The organism is Clostridium pabulibutyricum, from assembly GCF_058242705.1.
Window position 1 is genome coordinate 13,465 of sequence record NZ_JBZAYZ010000020.1, and the last position, 21,937, is coordinate 35,401.

Annotated in this window: 22 protein-coding genes; 10 read left to right on the forward strand and 12 right to left on the reverse strand. The window is 32.0% G+C overall.

Translation table 11 applies throughout. From position 1 onward, the window contains the following. Positions 1–93: 93 nt before the first annotated feature. Genes AC4CVH_RS15240 through AC4CVH_RS15250 form a run of 3 tightly spaced genes read right to left on the reverse strand, consistent with a single transcriptional unit; the run spans position 94 to position 3,740 of the window. A complete protein-coding gene (locus AC4CVH_RS15240) occupies positions 94–1,869 on the reverse strand; it encodes a DUF2207 family protein (RefSeq protein ID WP_490788587.1) in 1,776 nt (591 codons plus the stop codon). A 27-nt stretch (positions 1,870–1,896) separates the two neighbouring features. Continuing rightward, a complete protein-coding gene (locus AC4CVH_RS15245) occupies positions 1,897–2,571 on the reverse strand; it encodes a response regulator transcription factor (protein ID WP_490788588.1) in 675 nt (224 codons plus the stop codon). Next, complete coding sequence (locus AC4CVH_RS15250) at positions 2,568–3,740, reverse strand: sensor histidine kinase (protein ID WP_490788589.1); 1,173 nt, start codon at positions 3,738–3,740, stop codon at positions 2,568–2,570. The genes AC4CVH_RS15245 and AC4CVH_RS15250 overlap by 4 nt, the downstream gene beginning before the upstream one ends. A 181-nt stretch (positions 3,741–3,921) precedes the next feature. On the opposite strand from AC4CVH_RS15250, the gene AC4CVH_RS15255 reads away from it, so the two are divergent. The 5 genes from AC4CVH_RS15255 to AC4CVH_RS15275 are packed head-to-tail and all read left to right on the forward strand — an operon-like array spanning position 3,922 to position 7,653. After that, the gene (locus tag AC4CVH_RS15255; RefSeq protein ID WP_490788590.1) at positions 3,922–4,854 is read left to right on the forward strand and encodes an ABC transporter ATP-binding protein; all 933 of its coding nucleotides are present in this window, start codon (positions 3,922–3,924) and stop codon (positions 4,852–4,854) included. A gap of 15 nt (positions 4,855–4,869) precedes the next feature. Beyond that, positions 4,870–6,102, forward strand: a complete 1,233-nt coding sequence (locus AC4CVH_RS15260; RefSeq protein ID WP_490788591.1) for an ABC transporter permease — start codon at positions 4,870–4,872, stop codon at positions 6,100–6,102. Then, positions 6,062–7,165, forward strand: coding sequence for an ABC transporter permease (locus AC4CVH_RS15265; RefSeq protein ID WP_490788592.1), 1,104 nt, complete (start codon positions 6,062–6,064; stop codon positions 7,163–7,165). Before AC4CVH_RS15260 ends, AC4CVH_RS15265 begins: the two co-directional genes overlap by 41 nt. Before the next feature lie 14 nt (positions 7,166–7,179). Further along, positions 7,180–7,359, forward strand: a complete 180-nt coding sequence (locus AC4CVH_RS15270; protein WP_490788593.1) for a hypothetical protein — start codon at positions 7,180–7,182, stop codon at positions 7,357–7,359. Between the two features lie 54 nt (positions 7,360–7,413). Next, positions 7,414–7,653 (forward strand): hypothetical protein, encoded by a 240-nt coding sequence (locus tag AC4CVH_RS15275; RefSeq protein ID WP_490788594.1) that lies wholly within the window; start codon positions 7,414–7,416, stop codon positions 7,651–7,653. 171 nt (positions 7,654–7,824) lie between these two features. Here the strand turns inward: AC4CVH_RS15275 and AC4CVH_RS15280 are convergent, their stop codons facing one another. The 3 genes from AC4CVH_RS15280 to AC4CVH_RS15290 all read right to left on the reverse strand — a co-directional run bounded on the left by AC4CVH_RS15280 (position 7,825) and on the right by AC4CVH_RS15290 (position 11,122). Next, positions 7,825–8,157, reverse strand: a complete 333-nt coding sequence (locus AC4CVH_RS15280; protein WP_490788595.1) for a PadR family transcriptional regulator — start codon at positions 8,155–8,157, stop codon at positions 7,825–7,827. A gap of 129 nt (positions 8,158–8,286) precedes the next feature. Next, a complete protein-coding gene (locus AC4CVH_RS15285) occupies positions 8,287–10,002 on the reverse strand; it encodes a methyl-accepting chemotaxis protein (protein WP_490788596.1) in 1,716 nt (571 codons plus the stop codon). 400 nt (positions 10,003–10,402) lie between these two features. Continuing rightward, positions 10,403–11,122, reverse strand: coding sequence for a 4Fe-4S binding protein (locus AC4CVH_RS15290; protein WP_490788597.1), 720 nt, complete (start codon positions 11,120–11,122; stop codon positions 10,403–10,405). 191 nt (positions 11,123–11,313) lie between these two features. Between AC4CVH_RS15290 and AC4CVH_RS15295 the strand changes: the two genes are divergently transcribed. Continuing rightward, the gene (locus AC4CVH_RS15295) at positions 11,314–12,216 is read left to right on the forward strand and encodes a helix-turn-helix domain-containing protein (RefSeq protein ID WP_490788598.1); all 903 of its coding nucleotides are present in this window, start codon (positions 11,314–11,316) and stop codon (positions 12,214–12,216) included. Positions 12,217–12,254: 38 nt separating this feature from the next. Here AC4CVH_RS15295 and AC4CVH_RS15300 read toward each other — a convergent pair whose 3' ends face one another. From AC4CVH_RS15300 to AC4CVH_RS15310, 3 genes are read right to left on the reverse strand one after another with little or no spacing between them, the layout of a single operon-like run. Next, positions 12,255–13,970 (reverse strand): ABC transporter ATP-binding protein, encoded by a 1,716-nt coding sequence (locus tag AC4CVH_RS15300; protein ID WP_490788599.1) that lies wholly within the window; start codon positions 13,968–13,970, stop codon positions 12,255–12,257. Further along, positions 13,964–15,730: an ABC transporter ATP-binding protein gene (locus tag AC4CVH_RS15305; RefSeq protein WP_490788600.1), complete on the reverse strand. Its 1,767-nt coding sequence runs from the start codon at positions 15,728–15,730 to the stop codon at positions 13,964–13,966. Before AC4CVH_RS15305 ends, AC4CVH_RS15300 begins: the two co-directional genes overlap by 7 nt. Beyond that, positions 15,727–16,326, reverse strand: coding sequence for a TetR/AcrR family transcriptional regulator (locus AC4CVH_RS15310; RefSeq protein ID WP_490788601.1), 600 nt, complete (start codon positions 16,324–16,326; stop codon positions 15,727–15,729). The genes AC4CVH_RS15305 and AC4CVH_RS15310 overlap by 4 nt, the downstream gene beginning before the upstream one ends. A 253-nt stretch (positions 16,327–16,579) precedes the next feature. Between AC4CVH_RS15310 and AC4CVH_RS15315 the strand changes: the two genes are divergently transcribed. The 4 genes from AC4CVH_RS15315 to AC4CVH_RS15330 all read left to right on the forward strand — a co-directional run bounded on the left by AC4CVH_RS15315 (position 16,580) and on the right by AC4CVH_RS15330 (position 20,069). Beyond that, the gene (locus AC4CVH_RS15315) at positions 16,580–17,236 is read left to right on the forward strand and encodes a 4Fe-4S binding protein (protein ID WP_490788602.1); all 657 of its coding nucleotides are present in this window, start codon (positions 16,580–16,582) and stop codon (positions 17,234–17,236) included. 99 nt (positions 17,237–17,335) lie between these two features. Then, on the forward strand, positions 17,336–17,998 hold the full coding sequence (locus tag AC4CVH_RS15320; RefSeq protein WP_490788603.1) for a Crp/Fnr family transcriptional regulator: 663 nt from the start codon (positions 17,336–17,338) through the stop codon (positions 17,996–17,998). Between the two features lie 18 nt (positions 17,999–18,016). Further along, the gene (locus AC4CVH_RS15325; protein ID WP_490788604.1) at positions 18,017–18,337 is read left to right on the forward strand and encodes a rhodanese-like domain-containing protein; all 321 of its coding nucleotides are present in this window, start codon (positions 18,017–18,019) and stop codon (positions 18,335–18,337) included. Positions 18,338–18,368: 31 nt separating this feature from the next. Then, positions 18,369–20,069 (forward strand): FAD-dependent oxidoreductase, encoded by a 1,701-nt coding sequence (locus AC4CVH_RS15330; RefSeq protein ID WP_490788605.1) that lies wholly within the window; start codon positions 18,369–18,371, stop codon positions 20,067–20,069. A 60-nt stretch (positions 20,070–20,129) separates the two neighbouring features. Here the strand turns inward: AC4CVH_RS15330 and AC4CVH_RS15335 are convergent, their stop codons facing one another. Genes AC4CVH_RS15335 through AC4CVH_RS15345 form a run of 3 tightly spaced genes read right to left on the reverse strand, consistent with a single transcriptional unit; the run spans position 20,130 to position 21,936 of the window. Next, positions 20,130–20,762 (reverse strand): flavodoxin family protein, encoded by a 633-nt coding sequence (locus AC4CVH_RS15335; RefSeq protein WP_490788606.1) that lies wholly within the window; start codon positions 20,760–20,762, stop codon positions 20,130–20,132. Then, entirely contained in the window at positions 20,759–21,262 is a 504-nt protein-coding gene (locus tag AC4CVH_RS15340) for a flavodoxin family protein (RefSeq protein ID WP_490788607.1), read from the reverse strand. The genes AC4CVH_RS15335 and AC4CVH_RS15340 overlap by 4 nt, the downstream gene beginning before the upstream one ends. 38 nt (positions 21,263–21,300) lie before the next feature. Next, positions 21,301–21,936, reverse strand: coding sequence for an ABC transporter ATP-binding protein (locus AC4CVH_RS15345; RefSeq protein ID WP_490788608.1), 636 nt, complete (start codon positions 21,934–21,936; stop codon positions 21,301–21,303). Position 21,937: the final 1 nt, after the last annotated feature.

Here is a 21,937-nt window from a genome sequence, read left to right on the forward strand (position 1 = left end):
GAAATTCAAATAATCTATCAAGTCGTAGAAATTTTTTATAATTAAAAGCTCACCGCAGATTTTTTTAATACTGCAGTGAGCTTTTTTGAATTTTTAAAATCCACCGGCACCTCCGCCGCCTGAACTTCCGCTTGAACCGCCGCTGTAACTTCCAGAACCCGGATTTCCCGATCCCGATGTTCCCGAGTCAAAAGCGTTGTACATGTAATAGCTGAACCTATGGTGTCCCCCCAAACTCATACTGTCAAACATAACATAATAGTATATCCATCCTATGTCACTGGAAGTATCCTGAAATGCAGATTTAAGTTTTTCCATGCTGGTGCTTTCCATGTTTAAAGCTTCCGCATATGGAATGTACTTTTCCATATATTCTGTATCACAATTGTAATCGAAATGCTTGTTTCTAATATAATCCTTGAATTTAATCCACTTTTCATACTGGATCTGCCCATGCTCAGTCTTTCTTGAACAATAACTCAAACCATATATAAGAGAAACAATTGACGCAGCCATGGAAAATATACCAAACTTAGCTCCTAATACAATAGCTATTATAGAAAGAACCACAACTATTAAAGAAGCAATACTTATTTTTATACACAAGCTGCTTGCCTTTCTATCATAATAATTTCTCTTCCTTGCTTCATCTGTTACTTTTCGAACCCACTTGTAAAATTTTTCGCTGAAATTTCCATTCTTACTGCTTTTTGTTATAGTTTTCAAATTGACAAACTTGCCATTGCCTACAGTATTGAAAAACCAGTTCATAATATATACTTCATGGTTAAGCAGACCTTCATAATTTTTGTTACCTCTAACTATTACAAAATCATCCTCATATTCTGTTTTTTGTACATTTAAATATCCTCTTCTCCAAAGATCCAGTATAGAAGCATATAGAGTTCTTCCGTTTACAGATCCATTTACAAGGTATGCTGCTACTGCAGGAGTACATTCTTCCGGCACATCCAGAGGAACATAAGTACTATATTTGTAATTAGGCCTTTTTTTGAACTTTTTTCTTGTAACAACTGTAATCATTGAAAAAATGAGACCCAGTACTATACCCCCTACATTGAATAGTTTTGTGATGTTGACCCGTCTTTCAGCTTTTTTTTCAATTTTCTTTTTGTAATTCAGTTCTTCATTCAAGATATCCTTTAATTTATACTGATCTTTGCTTTTGACGGATTTTAATATTGCGTTTTTTGGAAAAACCACTCTTGTTTCAACAAGCTCATCTGAATCAACATGGGGAATAGAGTACTCAACTTCTCCTTTTTTCACAGATGTTTTTCCACCCGACATACCATGAAAATACGCTTTAATATTCTCTGAGTTTGTGATCTTTGGAATTGCAATATGTATTTTCAAGTTATCTATTTTTGTTTTATTTCCAGAGGACCAGTAATCATAAAAAAACTCTCCTGTATCCTTGTACCGTGTAGCAACATTTTTCATTGTGTATGTTATCTTGAAATTCCTTTTTTGATCCCGTGAAGGAACGTATATTTTTATTCTATACAAGTCATCATCTTGTTTTATAAGCTCAAATACACCATTATCCCCTTTTTTAGCACTTTGAACATTTTTAAATGGCACCTCTGTGCCATTTTGAGATACCAATGACACTTTAACGTTATATACACCACCTGTATTTCTTGTGGATATATCCCTGTAAGCTCCGTTATAGTCCCCGTCAAAATCAAAAGTTATAAATTCTTTCATGTAAACCGAGCCGTCTTCGTTTATTGTACTGTATATGTTAAACCTGGACAAATCAACTGAACCTGAAGCTAGAGCTGTAGTTGTATGAAATGAAATTGCGGCGATGAGTACAAACAGGCACAATAATATTTTTTTCATATTTACCTCCCAGAAATTTTGCTGTCTTTATTTTATCATATTCAAATAATAATGGGAATTAAATTCAGATATCAATTCCGCTCTGCTTCTTACTTCAAGCTTTTCCAGTATCCTAGACACATAATTTTTTACAGTTCCTTCTGTTACAAATAAGCTTTTTGCAATATCTTTATTGTTTTTTCCATCTAAAACTCCATTTGTAACTTCAATTTCCCTCGGTGTAAGCATTTTTAAGAGCTTTACTTTATTATCACTAATTTTATCTTGTTTTTCACTGCTATTAATTCCTTTAAGTGCCTCTACAACTTTAGCTGTAACCTTTGAATTTAAAAGCATCTCACCTTGAATGACACTTTTAATCGCTGTCAATATTTCACTTGATCCCGAGTCCTTTAATATATAGCTGTCAGCACCATTTTTCAAGCCTTCAAAAATATACTCATCCTCATTAAAGGTAGTTAAAATTATTATCTTTACATATGGATATCTTTCTTTCATAATTTTTGTGGCGTGAATTCCATCTATTACAGGCATTCTTATATCCATCAATATAACCTCCGGTGTCTTAATTTCCATAAGCTTCAGAAGTTCCTCGCCATTTGAGGCTTCACCTATAATTTCAATTTCTTCATGAAGGCTTAATATCATCTTAAGTCCTTCTCTTACTATTTCCTGATCATCAACTATCAAAACTTTTATCACAGCTTTTCCCTCCCTGCAGGTATAATTGCATCAATTATAAATCCCATTTCTTCTTTTGAAGAAAATTTTACTGTACCATTGAGTTCATGTATTCTTTTTTCTATACCAAGAATTCCGTTAGATTTTTTAATTTCTTTAACCATATATCCATCATTTCTCACCTGAAATAAAATATTATCATTTTTGCAGTCCACTTCAATGCAAAAATTCTTTGCCTTTCCATGCTTGATGCCGTTTGTTATTCCTTCCATAACCGTCTTATATATGCAGCTTTTTATATTGCCCGATTCCTCCTCAATACCATCATACATTTTCAAATCAAACTCATATTTTTCATTGTTTTTAAAATTTAAAAACAAGCTATTGATTGCCTCATGCAAATTGCTTACGGAAGAATCCTCTTTCATCACGCTTACTACATCTCTAAGTTTTTGAATACAGTCTTTTGTCATGCCATGTGCTTTATTTATAACAGTTTTTGCTCTGCCAGAATCTATATCTGCTACATTTTGAGCGTACTCCAAATTCATACTTAAGGCTACAAGAGAATGTCCTATTGAATCATGCAATTCCTGTGCTATTCTCGTCCTCTCTCTTGAAACTGTGAGTTCTTCTATTTTACAGGAGTACTCCTTAAGCTTTGAATTTGCCTCAGTGAGTTCCTCATTTAACTTAATCACCTTCGTTTTTTCAACAAATAAACTTCTCATTATGAAAATAATTATAAATATCCCACAATATTTTAAAAATATCTGTTCTATACTAAGGTTACTTTGTGAACTGGAGCTAATTTTATATGGAATGCTGTAACTTATAAAATTCATAGTCAAAAGGAATTTATCGATTTTTTTATTAAACATAATGTCAGTTATTAAAACAATACTGTATATTGACGTTCCATCTCCTGCAAGTTTATAGCTAAAATACGTATTTATAAAGCCGCTTAAAATAAATGACATACCATATAAAATCGATCTATACTTCTTTAAAAATCTTTCTCGTACAAAATCATTAATCAACGTTACTACAATTAAAACAAGCATAATTACAAATAATGGAGTTTCCTTATGAAATCGATTAAAAGCATCATGAAATATCAAAAATAATGCCCCAAATCGCATACTTTCTTTTATTAACAGCCTGATTCTAGTTGATAAATACTCTATCATGAATACCTTCCTCCATTCTACCTATTAAATTATACCATCATATATACGCCTTCTCTATATGACTAAAGTAACACATGAATTTCTATCCAAAGTAATATACAAACCAATTACTTTTGTAAATATGAATTTCTCTATATAAAGACTACAATTAGAGCATAAAAAAACAAGAGGAGGAACTAAAATGCTTGAATTAATAAATCTAACAAAAAAATACGGAGATTACACTGCAGTTGATAACATAAGTTTAAAAGTTCAAGATGGTGAAATTTTTGGACTTCTTGGTCCAAATGGTGCAGGAAAATCCACAACTGTATCCATGATAAGTACAGTCAAATTACCTACCAGCGGTAAAATAAAAATAAATGGGAAACTATTAAGTGAAAATCCAATCGAATCTAAAAAAATAATGGGAATAGTTCCACAGGATATAGCCTTATATCAATCCTTAAGTGCAAAAGATAACCTGGAATTCTTCGGTAGTCTTTACGGACTTTCAAACAGTGAAATAAGAAAAAGATGTAATGAGGTTCTTGAAATAATTGAGTTGAAAGATAAAAGAAATCAAGCTGTTGGTGAATTTTCAGGTGGTATGAAAAGAAGAGTTAACATAGGGGTTGCTCTTATGAACAATCCTAAATTATTGATACTCGATGAACCAACTGTCGGCATAGACCCCCAATCAAGAAATCACATTCTTGAAACTGTAAAAAGGCTTAACAAAGAAAGAGGTATGACAGTAATCTACACAAGTCACTATATGGAAGAGGTAGAATTTCTCTGCAAAAGGGTCGCTATAATTGACCATGGAAAATTAATAATCACCGGAACAAAAGATGAACTCAAAGAAAAATTGAATGCTTGTGATACTTTAACTTTAAATTACAGTACAGCAGACAAAAAAGCACTTGAAACTATAAAAAATATAAGTGGTATAGAAAAAGTGACTATTAACAAAAATGAAATATACATGCTTGTATCACCAAGTAAAACAAATGCCATGGATGTCATTGATAAAGTTAGATCCCTTGGGATAAACTTAAGAAGTTTTAAATATGAGGAAGTAAACTTGGAAAGCATATTCCTTCAAGTAACCGGCAAGTCTTTAAGAGAATAGAGAGGAGAATTTATCGTGATTAGATTGTTAAAAATTATTTTACTAGATTTAAAATTACTTTCAAAAACCAAAGTATTTTATTTAAAGTTAATACTATTTCCAATTGCTATAGTCCTTATTTTAGGAACTGCCCTTGGAAATTCCGATTCCAGTAAGCCTGTCTCAAAATTTGAAGTTGGCCTCTTAAATAAAGATTCTTCTGTTACAAAATACGGAAAAACATTTTCTCTTGGAGATACTCTTGAAAATGATGTTTTAGGATCTGCGAATGCAAAATCATATTTTTCCACAACAAAAATAAGCAGCTTAAGTGAAGGTCAAAACATGGTTAAAGCTAAAAAAATATCCGTTTTTATATATGTACCACAAAATTTTACAAAATCCTGCTTAGATAATACCAAAACAGGTATTTCACTGATTGCCGACAGCAGCAGCCCAGTTGATAAAATGATTATCACAAATATCTTAAATAGATTCAAACAAAATATAAATACCATAAGATTTGAATCTACTGCCAGTAAAATTCAAAATCCAGATTATTTCTCTGAAATTTCTACTGTATCGACTAATAAAAATACTAGACCCATTAGCGTAATGACCTACCTTACACTTGGCATATGCATAATGTTTTCAATATTAACCGCACTCGAACTTTCTCACAGCATAGTTGAAGATAAGCTAAACAACACACAATTTAGAATAAAAACAACTCCCACTTTCAATCTTCAATACGCCCTTGGTAAAATATTCGGAATGGTTTTAGCAATTGCTGTACAAATGTTTATAATATTCACTTCATGTCATTTTATATTTGGAGCATATTTGGGAAATCCTCTGTATCTTCTTATAATAACCATTTGTTACGGTTTTGCTGTAGGTTCCATTGTGTTTTGTGCCGGTACTTTGGCTAAGGATCAAAGCTCCATATCAAGTTATTCTTCTGCCATCCTCTGGGGACTGAGCATTTTAGGCGGAAGTATACTTAATAAAACTTCACTTCCAGGCGCTATGCAAAAAATTCAGCAGCTAGTCCCCAACGGTAAAGCATTGAATTGCTATTTAAAGATATCCGAGGGCAATAGCCTTATGACTGCCTGCACAGATCTTTTAGAGCTTTTAGCTTTGGGCTTAGTATTTCTTATAATTGGAATACATTTTTATAATTCAAAAGCCTCTTCAAAATCTACTCGCAAAGGAGATAGGAAAAATGTTAAGAATGATAAGAAACCAATTAAAGCTGCTATTTAATAATAGATTAGCTATGTTCTTTGTTATTTTACTGCCTATTGCATTAACTTATGTTTTTTCAAGTGTGGCTTCTAATAATAAAATAAATTTATATTATGCTGATTTAGATAAAACTCGCTATTCAAGTGAGCTTGCAGGCATAATTAAAAACAATAAAGATATAAATTTAATATCAGTATCGAAAGCTGATATACTAAAAAAAGTTGATACAAATGATGTTCCCGAAGCTTTAATAATAGATGAAAATTTTGAGCATGATCTTTTTAACAATAAAAAGCTAGATATAAAGCTGGTTCAAAATTATCCAAGCTCAGAAAGTGTCATAGTTAAAGAAGCTACACTTGGAGCAGCAAACACTCTTAGAAAAACAGCCATAGATTCAAAAAGTATTTCCAAAGCTTTAAATACATCAAATATCCATATATACGATAAAGACGACTCAATTTCTCAAAACAAAACAACTAAAAGCTTGATAGGTTTTCTCTTAATGTTCCTTTGGTTTGTTATACTTCAAGGTTTTAGAACTTTAATTGAAGAGAGAGAAAATGATATCTTTAAGAGAATACTGAGTTCACCTATTAATTACTCCAAATACCTTATATCTAAAGTAGCCTCAACTTATATATTCAGTGTCATTTTGCTTATAGTAACCCTTATAATAGGGAAATATGCTTTTAACATAACCTTTGCTCAAAATCTAGGTGCAGAAGCCTTTGTATTTGCAGTCTATCTATTTGCCATAACCGGAATTGTAATGATATTTGTTCCCTTTATAAAAAGACAGCAAACCTTAACAATACTTGGGTCAGTACTGATGGCTTTAACAGGACTTTTAGGAGGCTCCTTCTTTCCTCTTGATGAGGTTTCCTCAAAAGCTATTTTGACACTTTCAAAATTTACTCCAGAGTCCTATGCTATAAACTCAATCTCAGATATCACATTTAACAATGCAAACCTAATCTCCGAGCTAACTCCAATGATTATTCTAGCTGCTATGGGCATTGTAGCCCTTTTAATATCCTGCATTCTGTTAAATGTTAATATAAAAACTGAAAAATTATAAAGGAGGCTTTAAAAATGGACATGACAAATATTTTATGGTCAATTGCACTGATTGCAGGAATTTTATTAAATATATTTATAGGAAAGCTTGCTGTATTAATCTTTAAAAAAGACGGTACATCCTCAAGGGCTCCAATTAGATTTATAGGTGTAGTACTCATCATAAATTCAATTTCTCACTTGTTTCATATTTAAATCACAGTAACAATTATACAACTTTTTAATATATTAATTCTGAGGTGATCTATAATGTCATCCTTTGACTCAATAACACCTGGAGAATTATGTCTGCTGGCAAGTCTTATTGCAATTCAAGTTACAGAAGGCAATTCATCAGACTATAATAATACATTAGGTAATTTTTTAACTGCTATCGCCTCCAACATACTTTTAATTGCCGGTCAACAAGAAACCCTTGAATCCTTAATGGAAAAACAGGATCAGATCAAAGATTTAAAAAAGCAAATCAAGGACTTTAAAAATACTTAGTTAAAATTTTCAACCATGCTTTTTACTTTTTGGAATTGAAACAACTAAAAAGAGCGGCAACAATCAAACCGCTCTTTTATCTATTAATTAGTTGGATTCAACTTTAATTTCAACTCAAATAGAAACTCAGAATTCCCAATATTTGAAATGGCCACTCTAAATACATGCTCTTCATCTGTTCACGTTAATCAATTTGTCTATTATTTCTTTTGATTCGTTCCACTCAAGCCTGTTTTGTTTCAATACTTCCATTCCCAATTCTGTTATTGAATAATATCTTCTCCTTGCACCAGTTTTCTGATTTCCCCAATATGATGCAATAAGCTCCGCCTTTTCAAGTCTTCTAAATGCAGAATAAAGTGTTGCTTCTTTCAGCTCATATTTATTGTCCGTCTTTTGTTTTATACGCTTGTTTATCTCATATCCATAACTATCCTTATTAGCTAAATGTGCTAAAATTATAGTTTCAGTGTGTCCCCTTATAACATCTGAAGTTATAGACATCTGCTCACTCCTTGAATATCAAATTACCCTTTTTTATTTATATTATAAGTAAATATACTTCGCCTGTCAATGTATACTTACTTATAATATAAATATAGAGCTACTTTTAATTAAGCAGCTCTATATTACTTACAATTTAAATTTTTGAATTATGTCATTGAGTTTTTGTGCAGTTTCCGCCTGAACCTGTGCAGTTTTCGCCGCCTGCCCAATTCCCTGTGTTGATTCATTCATACTCTCTTTTATTATGTTTATATCTTCTGAAGATTTTTGTGTTGCCTCTGCCATGCCCTGCGTAGCCTCACTGACCTGATTCATAGTTGCAGTCAACTCCTCAGACATGGCTGCAATTTCTTCAGACATCTTGCTTACAAATTCAGCCTCGCTATAGTATTGATCGCCCATACTTTCAAAAGATCTGAATTCTCTTCCAACATCATTATAAATAAAATCAAGTATGTCAGATCCATTAGAAGACATATTCTTAAAAGCATCTTGAACCTTTGAAATAGTATCTTGAATTCCAGCCACCGCCTCCGAAGACTGTTCTGCAAGTTTTCTTACTTCATCAGCAACCACGGCAAAACCTTTTCCATTTTCACCAGCTCTTGCAGCCTCTATTGCTGCATTTAACGCAAGCAAATTTGTCTGTTCTGATATACCAGATATAGTATCTGCCATAATCTTTATATTTTCCACTACTTTTCCTTCTTCAATTGCTTTCAACATCTTTTCCTTTTTTTCATTATATACTTCTCTAGTTCCTTTAATTGCTCTTTCTCCATCTTGCTGTACAGTTAAAGCATGTTCTTTAGACTGACTCGCACTATTACTTCCATCCAGTGACTTTTGTGAAAGCTCACCTATACTCGAGTTAACCTCTTCAATGGATGCATTGATTTCCTGAGTGGATGCACCCGTTTCCTGTATAACAGATGTCATGTTGTTTACTGCATTTTGTATACCTTCCGTTTCAGAAGAAAGTTCCTCTACTGTAGCTGATAATTCTTCACTGGCAGCACTCATATCCTGTGAATCTTCAATTATATTTTTAACAAGATTTTTTATATTCTGCTTGGCATTCATAAGTGCAGCCATCGTTTTCCCAAATTCATCTTTTCTTTTTACTTCATAATTATACGATAAATCATAATTTTCAAGTTTAGATGCAAAATCAAGCATCTTTTTAAGTATTCCATTTATATCATTTGACATAAAGAACCCAATTAATATTACAAATATAAAGCCTAAAATTATTAATATAATCATAATTGTCCTGGACATCTTATATAAATTAGAACCATCTTTATTGCTATCTTTAGCATAATTAAGATTCAAGTTTATTATAGTATTAAGACTTTCAGACATCTTTTCTCTTTCAGTCGTTGCTTCATTGAGAAGTTTTTCTTCTGCAGATTTATAATCCTTTTTTTCGATAAACCCATCTACAATTCCTATTATGTTTTTATAATCTTCAAGCTGACCTTTAAATGTTCTCCACATATTCTTTTCTGATTCATCCATCTCAGTACTATCTAGTATTTTAATATATGTATCATTTTTAACTTCTTTGGCTTTTATATCTTTTTCAGCTTTCTGTTTTTTTATGTCATCTTTCTGATAAACTATTTTTAAAGTATCCGCCCTTATATCAGATAAATTTTTATTCATATCCGACAACTTATATATACTTTGCATATTTTTACTATACATACTAGTAGAATTATTTGAAATGTTTTTTAAAGATATCATTCCAATTATACCCACAATTAAAATTAACATTGCAATAATTAAATAAGAAACAAGCAACTTTACTCTTACTTGTACATTTCTCAAAAAGTTCATTAGAATCACTCCCCATTATAATTAATATATAAATCTTTAAATTTAATACATACAAAAACTAGACAAAATAAATATTTTGTCTAGTTTTTGTACATAATAGTATAAAATTAATTTGTAAATATGTATTAAACTTCATAAAAAGTTGACGAATATAAGTATATATAGTATTTTTATGTAGTTATTTTTACATAAATTATATTATAATCAATATTATGGATGAACAAATTAAACATAATACTTATTTTGTCCCATTTATCTCGGAATTATATGTAATCATACCTGCCCTAAAACAGGCATCTTTCTCAAGTTCTTCACTAATAAAACATTATTAAAAAATACCGGGGAAACCATAAAAAACTTTTTCTTCAATTAATCGTATAAATTAAAAAACTGCCACATTTCACCTTTTAAATTCTCGCCTTAGTACATGCTTTTTGCATATGTTGATACATTCTCCGCATTGTATGCATTCATTGTAGTTCCACTTTTCATTTTTAACCATGTTAGTTACGTCAAGACCCATAATACATGAGTTATTACATTTATGGCAACCAACGCATTTATTTTGATCTGATGAAATTTTAAGGTGAGGAAGCCTTAATAAATTTGATATTTTAATACCAATGTAATTTAGAATATACATTGGACAAAAATACCTGCACCATACACGCTTTCCAAATATCATACATATTAAAATTATGGAAAATGTTACTATATAATACAAGATCAATCCATGGATACCATCTAATGTTACTTTAGTATCCTCCATATGATAAAATATTACTACCTTGTTAAATCCATGCTTGACTATTGGCCCCAGAACTAAAAGTAAAAATATCACTCCTGTAATAAATTTAAAATTAATCCTTTTTTTGTGCATAAGCTTTGGTTTTTTACCTTTGCTTGGCAATTGATCTTGCAATGCACCAAATGGACATATGTACCCGCACCATGCTGCACCAAAGAAAATAGCCTGAATAATCATAGCTCCAAAAACAATGTGCATAACAGAAAAAGTATTTTCAAATCCAGATTGAACAAGCAGAACCGGCGAAAAATAATTTAGTGTCACAGGTAAAAAGAAAAAGGCGGCAAATCCAGTAATTTTTCTTAACTTCATATCTGTATACTCCCTTCAAACTATTAAGTATTGATTGAAGTAAAGCATAAAACTCTTCGTAATAAAATGAGCAAGATTACCTATTTTCAATAAAATATTACTTTAGGGGAAAACCCCTATATCCTTTTAGTCATAAATTTTGATAAATATGCTATAATTATAAAAACAGACTTAAAGAACAGGAGCATTCTATGAGTGACATAGCAATTTTATTTACTTTGATTTCCATTTTTACAGGCGTGGCAGCTATATCAATTTCAATATTCATTAATCGGAAATACACAAAAAAGGCTTTAGACTTATTTATTGGTTTGAATCTATCATTTTTTCTAATCCAAAATTCAATACTTTTTACTCTTTATGAGACGCGTATACAAAAATCCTCAGAATTTATTTATACTCTATCTAAAATATTTGATGCAGTAGGAACATCCTTTAGTAGTTTTTGTGGAGTGCTTTTCGTCAGCTGTATTTTATTGAAAAAAATATCCAAAAATAAAAAACGACTTATTGCCATCATTTCTGGATTTCAATTAGTTTCTATTCTAATTTGTGGCTTATACACTATACCGTATCTCAATTATATCGTTAAAATATCTATCTTACTCGTAATTTTCTATGAGATATTTATTACAATAGTGAATTATAAAAAAATAGGAAATAAATCTTTAAAAAAAGCAATTACTCTATTTGCTTTTATCTCGCTCATATTTTTTCCACTATTTATCTTCGAATCCATTCGTGCATATATTCCTATGCTAAATAATATAGTCATACTTAAAATTTTTTCTATGCCCTTGTACTTTTTACTAATCAATATATTTTCACTTATATTTGCAAGTAAATACTTTAACTCGCCAAATTTTATAGAAAATAATAAACTAACGGATTTTTTTATTAAAAAATACTCAATCACAAAACAGGAAACTAATGTGACTGAGTTATTACTTAATGGACTCACGTATAAACAAATTGCGAAAAAGCTATATATTTCAAACAAAACCGTTGACAATCACGTACAAAACATATATAAAAAGCTTGAAATTACCAGTAAAATTCAGCTCTTTAACCTTGTTCATTCAAAAGAAAAGTAGCAGGAAAACCATATAATCTCTACAAATACATGCTATCACTACTGAGTTGCAATTCTCCAAAACTTTTCATACTCACCCCGACTTTTCATAAGCTGTTTATGCGTTCCCGATTCAACAAGTTTCCCATTTTTCATAACCAAAATCTGATTGGCATCCTGTATTGTTTTCAGCCTGTGTGCAATTACTATAAGCGTTTTATCCTTCACCAATTCATTAATCGCATGTTGTATGTACACTTCATTATCCGGGTCAATTGCGGAAGTGGCTTCATCCAATAAAACAATTGGTGCATCTTTTAAAATTGCCCTGGCTATAGATATTCGCTGCTTTTCACCACCTGACAAATGTGATCCGCTTTCTCCTACAATTGTGTTATAACCATCTGGAAGTTCCTGAATAAAATCATGGCAACGAGCTTTTTTAGCCGCAGATTCAATTTCTTCTCTCGTGGCATCCGGCTTTCCATACCTGATGTTTGCCTCTATTGTATCGTTAAAAAGATACACATTTTGAAAAACAATTGCAATATCTTTTAATAGTGAATCACAAGTTATATCCTTTATATTTACTCCGCCTATTTCTATACTTCCAGCCTGTACATCAAAGAAACGTGCTATAAGGCTTGCGACTGTACTCTTTCCAGAACCGGAAGCTCCTACAATAGCTGTTATTGTACTCTCAGGTATTTTAAACGATACATCCTCAATGGTCTTCTTTCCCTTTTCATAAGAAAATTCAACTTTATCAAATACAATATCATGCTTTGAAAGTTTTAAATTCTTGCTATTTTCATCAATACTTGGGAAATCTCCTATCTCCTCCATCCTGTTTATAGTATTTTCTATGCTTCGAATTGTATTTGAAGCGCCTGCCAGTTCTTCAATTGGCTTGAAAATCTGAAATCCTGCCAAAATCATTAAAACCCCATTCTCTACAGGAATAATCCCCTTTACTGTAAGTATTGGTGCCAGTAAAATAACGGATGCCATGCCAATACGTAAAATCAAATCCAAAAGCACATTCCAAGGAAATACTTCCATTTCCAAGCTATAAGCCGCATCACAATATTTCCTATAAGAATCCTTGGTTCTTTCTACATTTTCCCATCCCATTGAAAATAGCTTGAAAACAGTAATGCCCCGTATAAACTCCAATGTTGCAGAGACTGCAGATGCCTGAGCCTTTTTGTGTAATGTAATTACATGCATTCCCCTGTTTTGTATTACATTCATGATGAAAAGAGCGGCCAATGCAGTCAATAAAAATACAATACCTATATGCCAATCAAATATAGAAATTACAATGGATGAAACAATAACAGAGATAACTCCGTTAATAGTCCATTCCAAAAATGCATTCGCTATATGCTCATAACTTGATATATCATTTGTTAAAACAGTTGTTATTTCTCCTAAATTCTTTTTCTTAAAAAAACCCATTGGCACACTTTTCAAGTGATTTCCAAGATAAATTCTCTTTTCCGCTGCCACATTATTTCCCGCACATTCCTGCAAATGCATTGTAATTGTTTTTGTAACAACTCCTCCCAAAAGTCCAGCTGCAAATATTCCTGTACACGAAAATATAGTATTAATGCTCAACTCTTTATGCGAAAAATCCTTAAAGAATAGATATATTGCCATATATGGAAATGAAATAAAAATGGAATACAAGAATGCCGTAATTACACTGTATTTTATGCTATTTTTATTTTTTCCTGATAATTTCATAATCTTTTTAATAATTTTCAGCATGTAACTCCCTCCTCTTTAATACTCCATCCTTCTGCTCCAACGTGATTGTTCCACATAACTTTATATTCCCTGCAGTTTTCAAGTAACTCTCCATGCGTTCCTTCCGCTATTTTATTTCCTTTTTGCATCACTATAATCTTATCTGAAGCTATAATTGTTGAAAGCCTGTGTGCTATTGTAACCAGTGTTTTTCCCTTTGTCAGTTCACCAAGGGCAATTCCTATTTTCTTTTCATTTTCAGAATCTATAGAAGCAGTTGCCTCGTCCAATACTACAATTGGTGAATCTTTTATAATAGCCCTTGCAACTGCAATTCGCTGTTTTTCCCCTCCAGACAGTAAACTTCCTGCATCGCCCACATTTGTATCATATCCTTTTGGAAGCCTCTCTATAAATTCATCACAGCATGCCTGTTTTGCCGCAAACACTACCTCTTCGTGAGTAGCATCTGGTTTACCCATCTTTATATTCGATTCAATCGACATATTTGCCAGAAAATTATCCTGAGAGACAAAACTAATCTGATTCATTAACTGTTCAAACGGAATTTTCTTTATGTCAATCCCTCCAATTTCAATTTTTCCATAACTGGCATCCCAGAAACGCACCATAAGTTTTGCAATTGTGGATTTTCCACTTCCGGAAGCCCCTACAATTGCAGTAGTGCTTCCCTGTTTCACATCAAAAGATAATTTATGTAAAACCTCCGTGTCATCATATGAAAAAGATACATTTTTAAAAGAAATGCCGCTGTCTGAAATTTGAACCTTATTTTTAACTTTAAAGGTTTCAGGAGCGTCCATTATATGTTGTATTCTGGTATTCGCCGCATATATCTCAGTAATATGGTCGGTAAATGAGACCACTTTCATAAGAGGACCTACAATTCCAAGAGAAAGAACCATACACATCAAAAATGTTTCAACTGTTATAGAGCCATGAAGCAGTAAAATTCCACTAATGGGCAGTTCAAAACAAATAGTTGCAGGTGCAATTACACTGTATACACTTAAATAAGGATGGCAGTGACGGTACCAGTCAACTAAAACATCCCTATAATTTGTAACTGCTCCATTATAATTTTTAAGAGATGAGGCAGTTTGCTGATATGCTTTAATTACTTCCATTCCATTTATATATTCTACAATTCTCTCATTCATTTTCCTGTTTCCATCCTGGGTTAACTTGAAAATCTTCATTGCATTTTTCCCAAGCATAAGCTTCCATGTCATAATGCCTATAAAAATTGATATTAAAGAAACTAAAGCTATTCTAAAATCAAGTACGAAAAGAAAAGCAATTACCGCAAACGGTAAAATAATATTTGGTATTAATTCCGGAATCATATGTGCCAGAGCATCCTCAATGTGATCTACCTGATCCATAATAGTTTCTTTAAATGCTCCAGATGTACTACTTTCTATATATCCCATGGAAGTATTTTTTATCTTCTCTGCAAGAGTGCATCGAATATTTGAAAGTATGCCAAAAGCCGCTTTATGGGACAACTTTGTCGATAATGCCGAAAACACTTTTTCAAGTACAAGTGCTGCAGCCACCACCGAGCTGCTTATTATAATTTGCCGGGACGACACATTACCGGGCAATAAAAATATCAATATTTTTCCAATGACTATATATGGTATAATTCCACACACAGCTGCAAAACCTGAAAGTATGGTACTAACAATCATTTTCTTCTTTTCCTGACCTGCAAAAACAAATATATCGGAAAGTGGATTTTTCTTTTCCTGTTTCACTTTTCAATCACATCCTCTTTAAAAATATAGGAAAACAGGAGCCCAAGTACTGCATCCAGTGTTTTTTTTAAATCTTTCTCATGAAATGATTTCTTTTCTGTCTGCGTTATTGCAAGCATCTTCATTAAATTTGCTATAATTCCATATTCTAAATTTTCTTTAACCCCTTCCATATGGGATGTAATATAATCTATTGTTTTTATTTCCTTCTCAATGTCTGGCAAAAATGCCTCAGGAATGGTTTTTGATACATTGCCGCTTTCCTCTATAGTTAAATATTGATAAATGGTTTCTTTCCCTGTCATTAGAAATTTCAAATAATCCTTTGCCTCTGGTACTGTCATTTTTTCTCTGCCATTTAAAAGCTCAAGTAAATATCTTTTTCCTTTTTCTCGCTGATGGCGGATTATTTCAATGAGAAAATGCTCCTTTGTCGGAAAAAAATTATAGAAAGTTGTTCTTCCAATCCCAACTGACCCTGTAACCTTGTCTACAGAAGCATGTGTAACACCATAATCTCGAATCAAATCAAATCCAACTTCAAGCATTTGTTCCTTGAGCTTCTTTTTTTCTTCTTCTGAAAATAATATAGGCATAAAATATCCTCCTTTTAAGCGACATTTTTTTAAATAATTGTCGCTTAATTTATATCATATGCTGAATTCAATGTCAAGGGCTGTTTTCCACAATACTTTTCACTTTGCTGTACAAAAAAGCGTCAGCAGTCAACCCACTAATAAATATTAAATTCCATGGAATACTCCATAACATGTAGGTGATAAAGTCACAGATAGAACTATTGATATTTAATAAAATGATAGAGAAACTTATTAAAATGGAGGTATTTAAATGAAAAAAGGCTTAAAATTATGGAAAAAATATTCCTTTGCTATATTAATAGCTTTTATACTACTTGGACTACTTGATTTGCGATTTGCAATAATTGCAATAATCTGCATGCTTGCACCAGTGTTTGTTTCTATTTTCAAAGGAAGGTTTTGGTGCGGCAATTTATGTCCAAGAGGAAGTTTTTACGATTCCGTAGTTTCAAAATTTAGTGGGAAGAAAAAGCCCCCTAAATTTTTTAAATCTTACTACTTCAGAGCTGTAATCCTGACAATTATGATGACAGTTTTCATATCCGGTATATATAAAAATTGGGGCGACCTCTATGGTATAGGAATGGTATTTTACAGATTAATTGTTGTAACAACTGTAATAGGTGTGGTCCTGTCCCTTGTATATAATCATAGAACCTGGTGTAATTTCTGCCCCATGGGAACTTTGGCATCTATTGTATCAAAGTTTAAAAGGAATAAAAATGTGCTTCAAGTATCAAACAGCTGTGTTTCCTGCAAAATATGTGAAAAAAAATGTCCCCTGGGAATAGTTCCTTATAGTTATAAAGGTAATTTACTAAGTCACCCTGATTGTATACAATGTGGAAAATGCGCAGTTGCCTGTCCTAAAACAGCAATTGGCTATGAAAAAGCAAATATAAAATAGTTTATTCTCCCTCTTTTGAGGTATATTATTATTGTGTGATATAGTCACATAAGTTTACTGATAATTCGTATATAATAAACCCATGGAGGGAAATAAATTATGTCCAACGCTAATCATGATATTGAATTTTTATATAAAGAATATCCCGTATTAGAGAAAGTTGATAAAAAAAACAGTGGAATAATAAGTCAGCAGGCGTACTTCAAAAATTTATATGCTGATGAATATATAGAGGCGGCAGAGGGAACCTGCAATGGAATTTTATTTGTACTGGACGGAGTAATCAATATACAAAAGATAAATTCAGACGGAGAACAGACTAATTTATATAACATAAAACAAGGAGAATTCTGTCACGAAGCTTTAAGTTGTGTATCAAACTTTGAACCATTGAATATAACTGGAAAAGCACTTCAATATTCAAAAATATGTATTATACCAATGGACATTGTGAAGCAGTACATTATGAAGGATGAAGAATTTCTATTATATATTTATCAGGACCTTCACAAAAAGTTCAGCACTGTTATAGAAAACAAGGAAAAAATGATGCATGAGTCAATAGAAACAAGACTCATAAAACTACTTATAGGTAAAAATAACAGAATAATCTATACAACTCACAATGAACTGGCTTTTGAAATTGATTCTGCAAGAGAAGTTATCAGCAGAAGTTTAAAACGTATCGAAAAAAAAGGATATATAAAATTGGAAAGAGGAAAAATAATAATACTCAAGGATTTAAATGAACTATTAATATAAACCTAAGGAGGAAACAAAATGTTTGGATTATTTAAAAAAAGCAATCAGAAGGCAATCAACATAAATGATATTGACAGCTTAATCGGGAAGGTTGAATTAATCGATATAAGAGAAACATATGAATATGCAGGCGGAAGTATACAGAGTGCAAAAAATATTCCAATGGGTGAACTTTTAAGTTCTCCAGAAAAATATTTAAACAAAGACAAAGAATACTACATAATGTGTCAGTCTGGAAGCAGGAGTGCAAGAACCTGCAGTACCCTTATGACAAAAGGTTTCAATGTAATCAATGTTTCAGGCGGAATGGGATCATACGCAGGAACTAAAAGAAAATAACAGTCCAGCTTTAGGAAGGAGGAAAATAATTATGAAAAGGAAGATATTAATAGTTGGTGGTGTTGCAGGTGGAGCATCCACTGCCGCAAGACTCAGAAGACTCAGCGAGGAAGATGAAATAATTATGTTTGAAAAAGGACCTCACGTATCTTTCTCAAATTGTGCACTTCCATATCATTTGAGTGGAATAATAAATGAGGCAAACAGATTGGTCCTCATGAGTCCTAAGAAATTTCTTGCTCAGTACAATATTCAGGCAAGAGTGAATAATGAAGTTTTATCAATAAATAAAATAGATAAATATGTAACAGTTAAAAATTTGGAAAATGGCAAAACATATAAAGAAAGCTATGATAAGCTGGTGTTGTCTCCTGGAGCTAAGCCAATTGTGCCTAATATTCCCGGTATTCAGGATGTTAATATTTTTACCATAAGAAATGTTGTAGATATAGACAAACTCAATAAATATATAAAATCAATAAATGCAGAAGACATAGCCGTTATAGGTGGTGGATTCATAGGTGTTGAAGCGGCAGAAAATTTAAGGGATGCCGGTTACAATGTATCTCTTATAGAAGGAACCTCACAGATATTAAAACCATTTGATTATGATATGGTTCAAATATTTCACAAAGAAATCTACGATAATGGTATAAATTTGATTGTAAAAGATAAAGTTGAAAATTTCGAAAAAGATAAAATTGTATTAACTTCAGGTAAAAAGATTGCAGCAAAAGTTGTAGTTATGGCAATAGGCATCACGCCTGAAATTACCCTTGCTAAAGAAGCAGCTTTGGATATTGACGAAACAGGTTCTATAAGGGTTGACCAAAATTATATGACTAGCGACGAAAATATTTACGCAGTCGGTGATGCAATAGGAGTCTACAATTCTCTCACACATTCCTCAACAAAGTTATCCCTTGCAGGTCCGGCTCAAAAGCAGGCAAGATCCGTTGCAGATCACATAAACGGGAGAAAAGTTTTAAATAAAGGCTATATAGGATCATCTGCCATAAAAGTTTTCGACTATAACGGAGCAGCAACCGGTTTAAATGAATCACTTATAAATGCTTTAAATCTGAAGGTGCAATATGGCATCGTAAAGGTAATTCTAACGGATAAGGTTGGAATCATGCCTAATTCGTCGCCAATACATTTAAAACTATTATATGAAATTCCAACAGGAAAAATCCTTGGTGCTCAGGCTATAGGCAAAGGTGATGTCACTAAAAGAATCGATGTAATTGCCACAGCCATAAAATTTGGAGGTACAGTTGATGATTTAAAGGATCTGGAATTATGCTATGCGCCACCTTTTTCTACGGCAAAAGACGTTTCCAATTATGCAGGATATGTTGGTTCCAATCTCCTAAATGGAGACTTTAAACAAATTAATATCGATTTAGTTAGAAAACTTGTTAAAAACAAGGCCGTTATAATAGACGTGAGAGAAAAAGATGAATATTCCAATGGACATATTAAAAATGCAGTAAATATTCCATTAAGTGAACTTAGAAAAAGGACAAATGAAATACCAAAAGACGAGCCAGTATATGTACACTGCAGAACAGGACAAAGAAGTTATAACGCTGTACTGGCACTTCAAAATTTAGGTTTTAATAATGTTTGGAATATAACCGGAGGCTTCCTAGGACTATCCTTCTATGAATATTTCAACGATAAAACCATGGATAGAGACTCCATAGTCACTGAATATAATTTTAAATAAATATTTTATTCCTTAAAGACACAGTTAGGGGGTATGTTCTGCACATGCCCCTATATTTTCTTAGCGTGATAAATCTTTTACACTAAGTCCATTTTTTCTAATTGATTTTCTCCAGCCCGCCTCAGCCGCAAATTTGTATAAAAATCGTGGAAAATTTGGTGTAATAAATATATTTTCATCTGAAGCATTTTCTAGTATATTCTCTGACAATTTCTTTAGTGCCTTACCAAGGTTTTTCTTAGGTCCATGGCCAATTGGCACATTTTTTATTCCCGTAAGCATTGCCCCTCCTCCAATTCCAAGGCCCTGCTTCCAATTAAGTCCTGTTTTTATACACCAGTTTTCCATTATATCAAGTGCTATTCTGTTTTGATGACCTTCATAGAATCCACAATTTGATATGGCATATACACCTATATCCTTTTTATTTATGGACAAAAATGCACTTTCCATCTCTACAAGATAACTCAATAAATGAGATGGTATACTGTCTACATATAGTGGAAATGCAAAAATAAGAATATTGCATTGAGTTATCTTCTGTATATCCGTTTCTGTTAGTTTACAACCTCCAGAACAACATTCACAAATCATATTATTATGATTTTTTAAAAGACTATTTAATTCCTGCAGTATATAATATGATACACTATTTTTAAGCTTTGGACTGCCATTTATAAAAGCTATGTTCATAATATATGTCTCTCCATTTCCAAAATGTTATTTGTAAATGTAACCTTGTTAACATTGCAATTTAAATTAACAGAATTGGCATCTACAAGTTCTCTGGCAATTTTCTTCTCCCGGTCCGTTATATTTTCACCATAAAAACATACTTTCAGGTTTATGACATTTTTATATCGTGCCCTGTGGTGCATCTCTTTGTTTCTGATTGTAAAATACGGATGTATATATGAAATACTTCTATCCAATACATTTTTTACAAAGGGGCTGAATCCTCCGTAGCAGCATTTACTTATAATTGTTACCTCGCTGGATTTTGATAAAATTTTTCCCATGTTTTTATACTCATCCTGTACTATACAAATTCCAGGAGTTTTAATCCAACATCCAAAACATCCCATACAATTATGTATTGTTCCGTTGTCCGAAATAACTTTTATATCTTTAGGCAAATTTTTAAAATTTCGTTTGAAATCTTTAATTGACAGATCATGTATCAGAAGTTTCATTTTTTACTCCTTTTTAATTTTTCTTTTGCTAGATTTAATTATATACATATAACTCTACTGCATTGTTCAGATACTTTTTTATCATGAGTTACTATGATAACAGTCTTTCCTTTTTTATTCAATGATTTTAAAAGATTCAATATTCTCTGCATATTTTTTTCATCTAATGAACCTGTGGGCTCATCGGCAAGAATAATTTTAGATGGCTTCAATATTATTCTTGCCACAGCAACCCTTTGCTGCTCTCCACCGCTTAGAGAAAATACTTTTTTATTTTCAATTCCAGGAAGTCTAACTTCAGTTAGTGCATCTTTTATAAGCTTCTTTTTTATTTTTCTTGGTTCTTTAACATATTTTAAAGCTAGATTTAAATTATACAAAACACTTTCTTCATCAACCAATGCAAAATTTTGAAATAAATAACTTATCTTACTTCTTAACATTTTTACAACTTTAGATGAATTAACTTTAATATTGTTTTCTCCATCAATAATAAGCTCACCTTTATCAAAAGTTTCAAGTAATCCTATTATATTTAATATAGTAGTTTTTCCTTTTCCGCTTGAACCCATTATGGCAAGCATCTCTCCTTCCTCTACTTTAAGCGAAAAATTATCAAGTACTTTTTTATCTCCATAAGTTTTTACTACATTTTTTAATTCTATGATTGCCAAA

Excerpts from the sequence above, each read along its gene's own strand:
- AC4CVH_RS15335 (WP_490788606.1), bottom strand. The coding sequence starts at position 20,762 with ATGAACATAGCTTTTATAAATGGCAGTCCAAAGCTTAAAAATAGTGTA.
- AC4CVH_RS15240 (WP_490788587.1), bottom strand. The coding sequence starts at position 1,869 with ATGAAAAAAATATTATTGTGCCTGTTTGTACTCATCGCCGCAATTTCA.
- AC4CVH_RS15295 (WP_490788598.1), top strand. The coding sequence starts at position 11,314 with ATGAGTGACATAGCAATTTTATTTACTTTGATTTCCATTTTTACAGGC.
- AC4CVH_RS15320 (WP_490788603.1), top strand. The coding sequence starts at position 17,336 with ATGTCCAACGCTAATCATGATATTGAATTTTTATATAAAGAATATCCC.
- AC4CVH_RS15280 (WP_490788595.1), bottom strand. The coding sequence starts at position 8,157 with ATGTCTATAACTTCAGATGTTATAAGGGGACACACTGAAACTATAATT.
- AC4CVH_RS15275 (WP_490788594.1), top strand. The coding sequence starts at position 7,414 with ATGTCATCCTTTGACTCAATAACACCTGGAGAATTATGTCTGCTGGCA.
- AC4CVH_RS15250 (WP_490788589.1), bottom strand. The coding sequence starts at position 3,740 with ATGATAGAGTATTTATCAACTAGAATCAGGCTGTTAATAAAAGAAAGT.
- AC4CVH_RS15325 (WP_490788604.1), top strand. The coding sequence starts at position 18,017 with ATGTTTGGATTATTTAAAAAAAGCAATCAGAAGGCAATCAACATAAAT.
- AC4CVH_RS15265 (WP_490788592.1), top strand. The coding sequence starts at position 6,062 with ATGTTAAGAATGATAAGAAACCAATTAAAGCTGCTATTTAATAATAGA.
- AC4CVH_RS15270 (WP_490788593.1), top strand. The coding sequence starts at position 7,180 with ATGGACATGACAAATATTTTATGGTCAATTGCACTGATTGCAGGAATT.
- AC4CVH_RS15330 (WP_490788605.1), top strand. The coding sequence starts at position 18,369 with ATGAAAAGGAAGATATTAATAGTTGGTGGTGTTGCAGGTGGAGCATCC.
- AC4CVH_RS15300 (WP_490788599.1), bottom strand. The coding sequence starts at position 13,970 with ATGCTGAAAATTATTAAAAAGATTATGAAATTATCAGGAAAAAATAAA.
- AC4CVH_RS15315 (WP_490788602.1), top strand. The coding sequence starts at position 16,580 with ATGAAAAAAGGCTTAAAATTATGGAAAAAATATTCCTTTGCTATATTA.
- AC4CVH_RS15285 (WP_490788596.1), bottom strand. The coding sequence starts at position 10,002 with ATGAACTTTTTGAGAAATGTACAAGTAAGAGTAAAGTTGCTTGTTTCT.
- AC4CVH_RS15310 (WP_490788601.1), bottom strand. The coding sequence starts at position 16,326 with ATGCCTATATTATTTTCAGAAGAAGAAAAAAAGAAGCTCAAGGAACAA.
- AC4CVH_RS15255 (WP_490788590.1), top strand. The coding sequence starts at position 3,922 with ATGCTTGAATTAATAAATCTAACAAAAAAATACGGAGATTACACTGCA.
- AC4CVH_RS15340 (WP_490788607.1), bottom strand. The coding sequence starts at position 21,262 with ATGAAACTTCTGATACATGATCTGTCAATTAAAGATTTCAAACGAAAT.
- AC4CVH_RS15290 (WP_490788597.1), bottom strand. The coding sequence starts at position 11,122 with ATGAAGTTAAGAAAAATTACTGGATTTGCCGCCTTTTTCTTTTTACCT.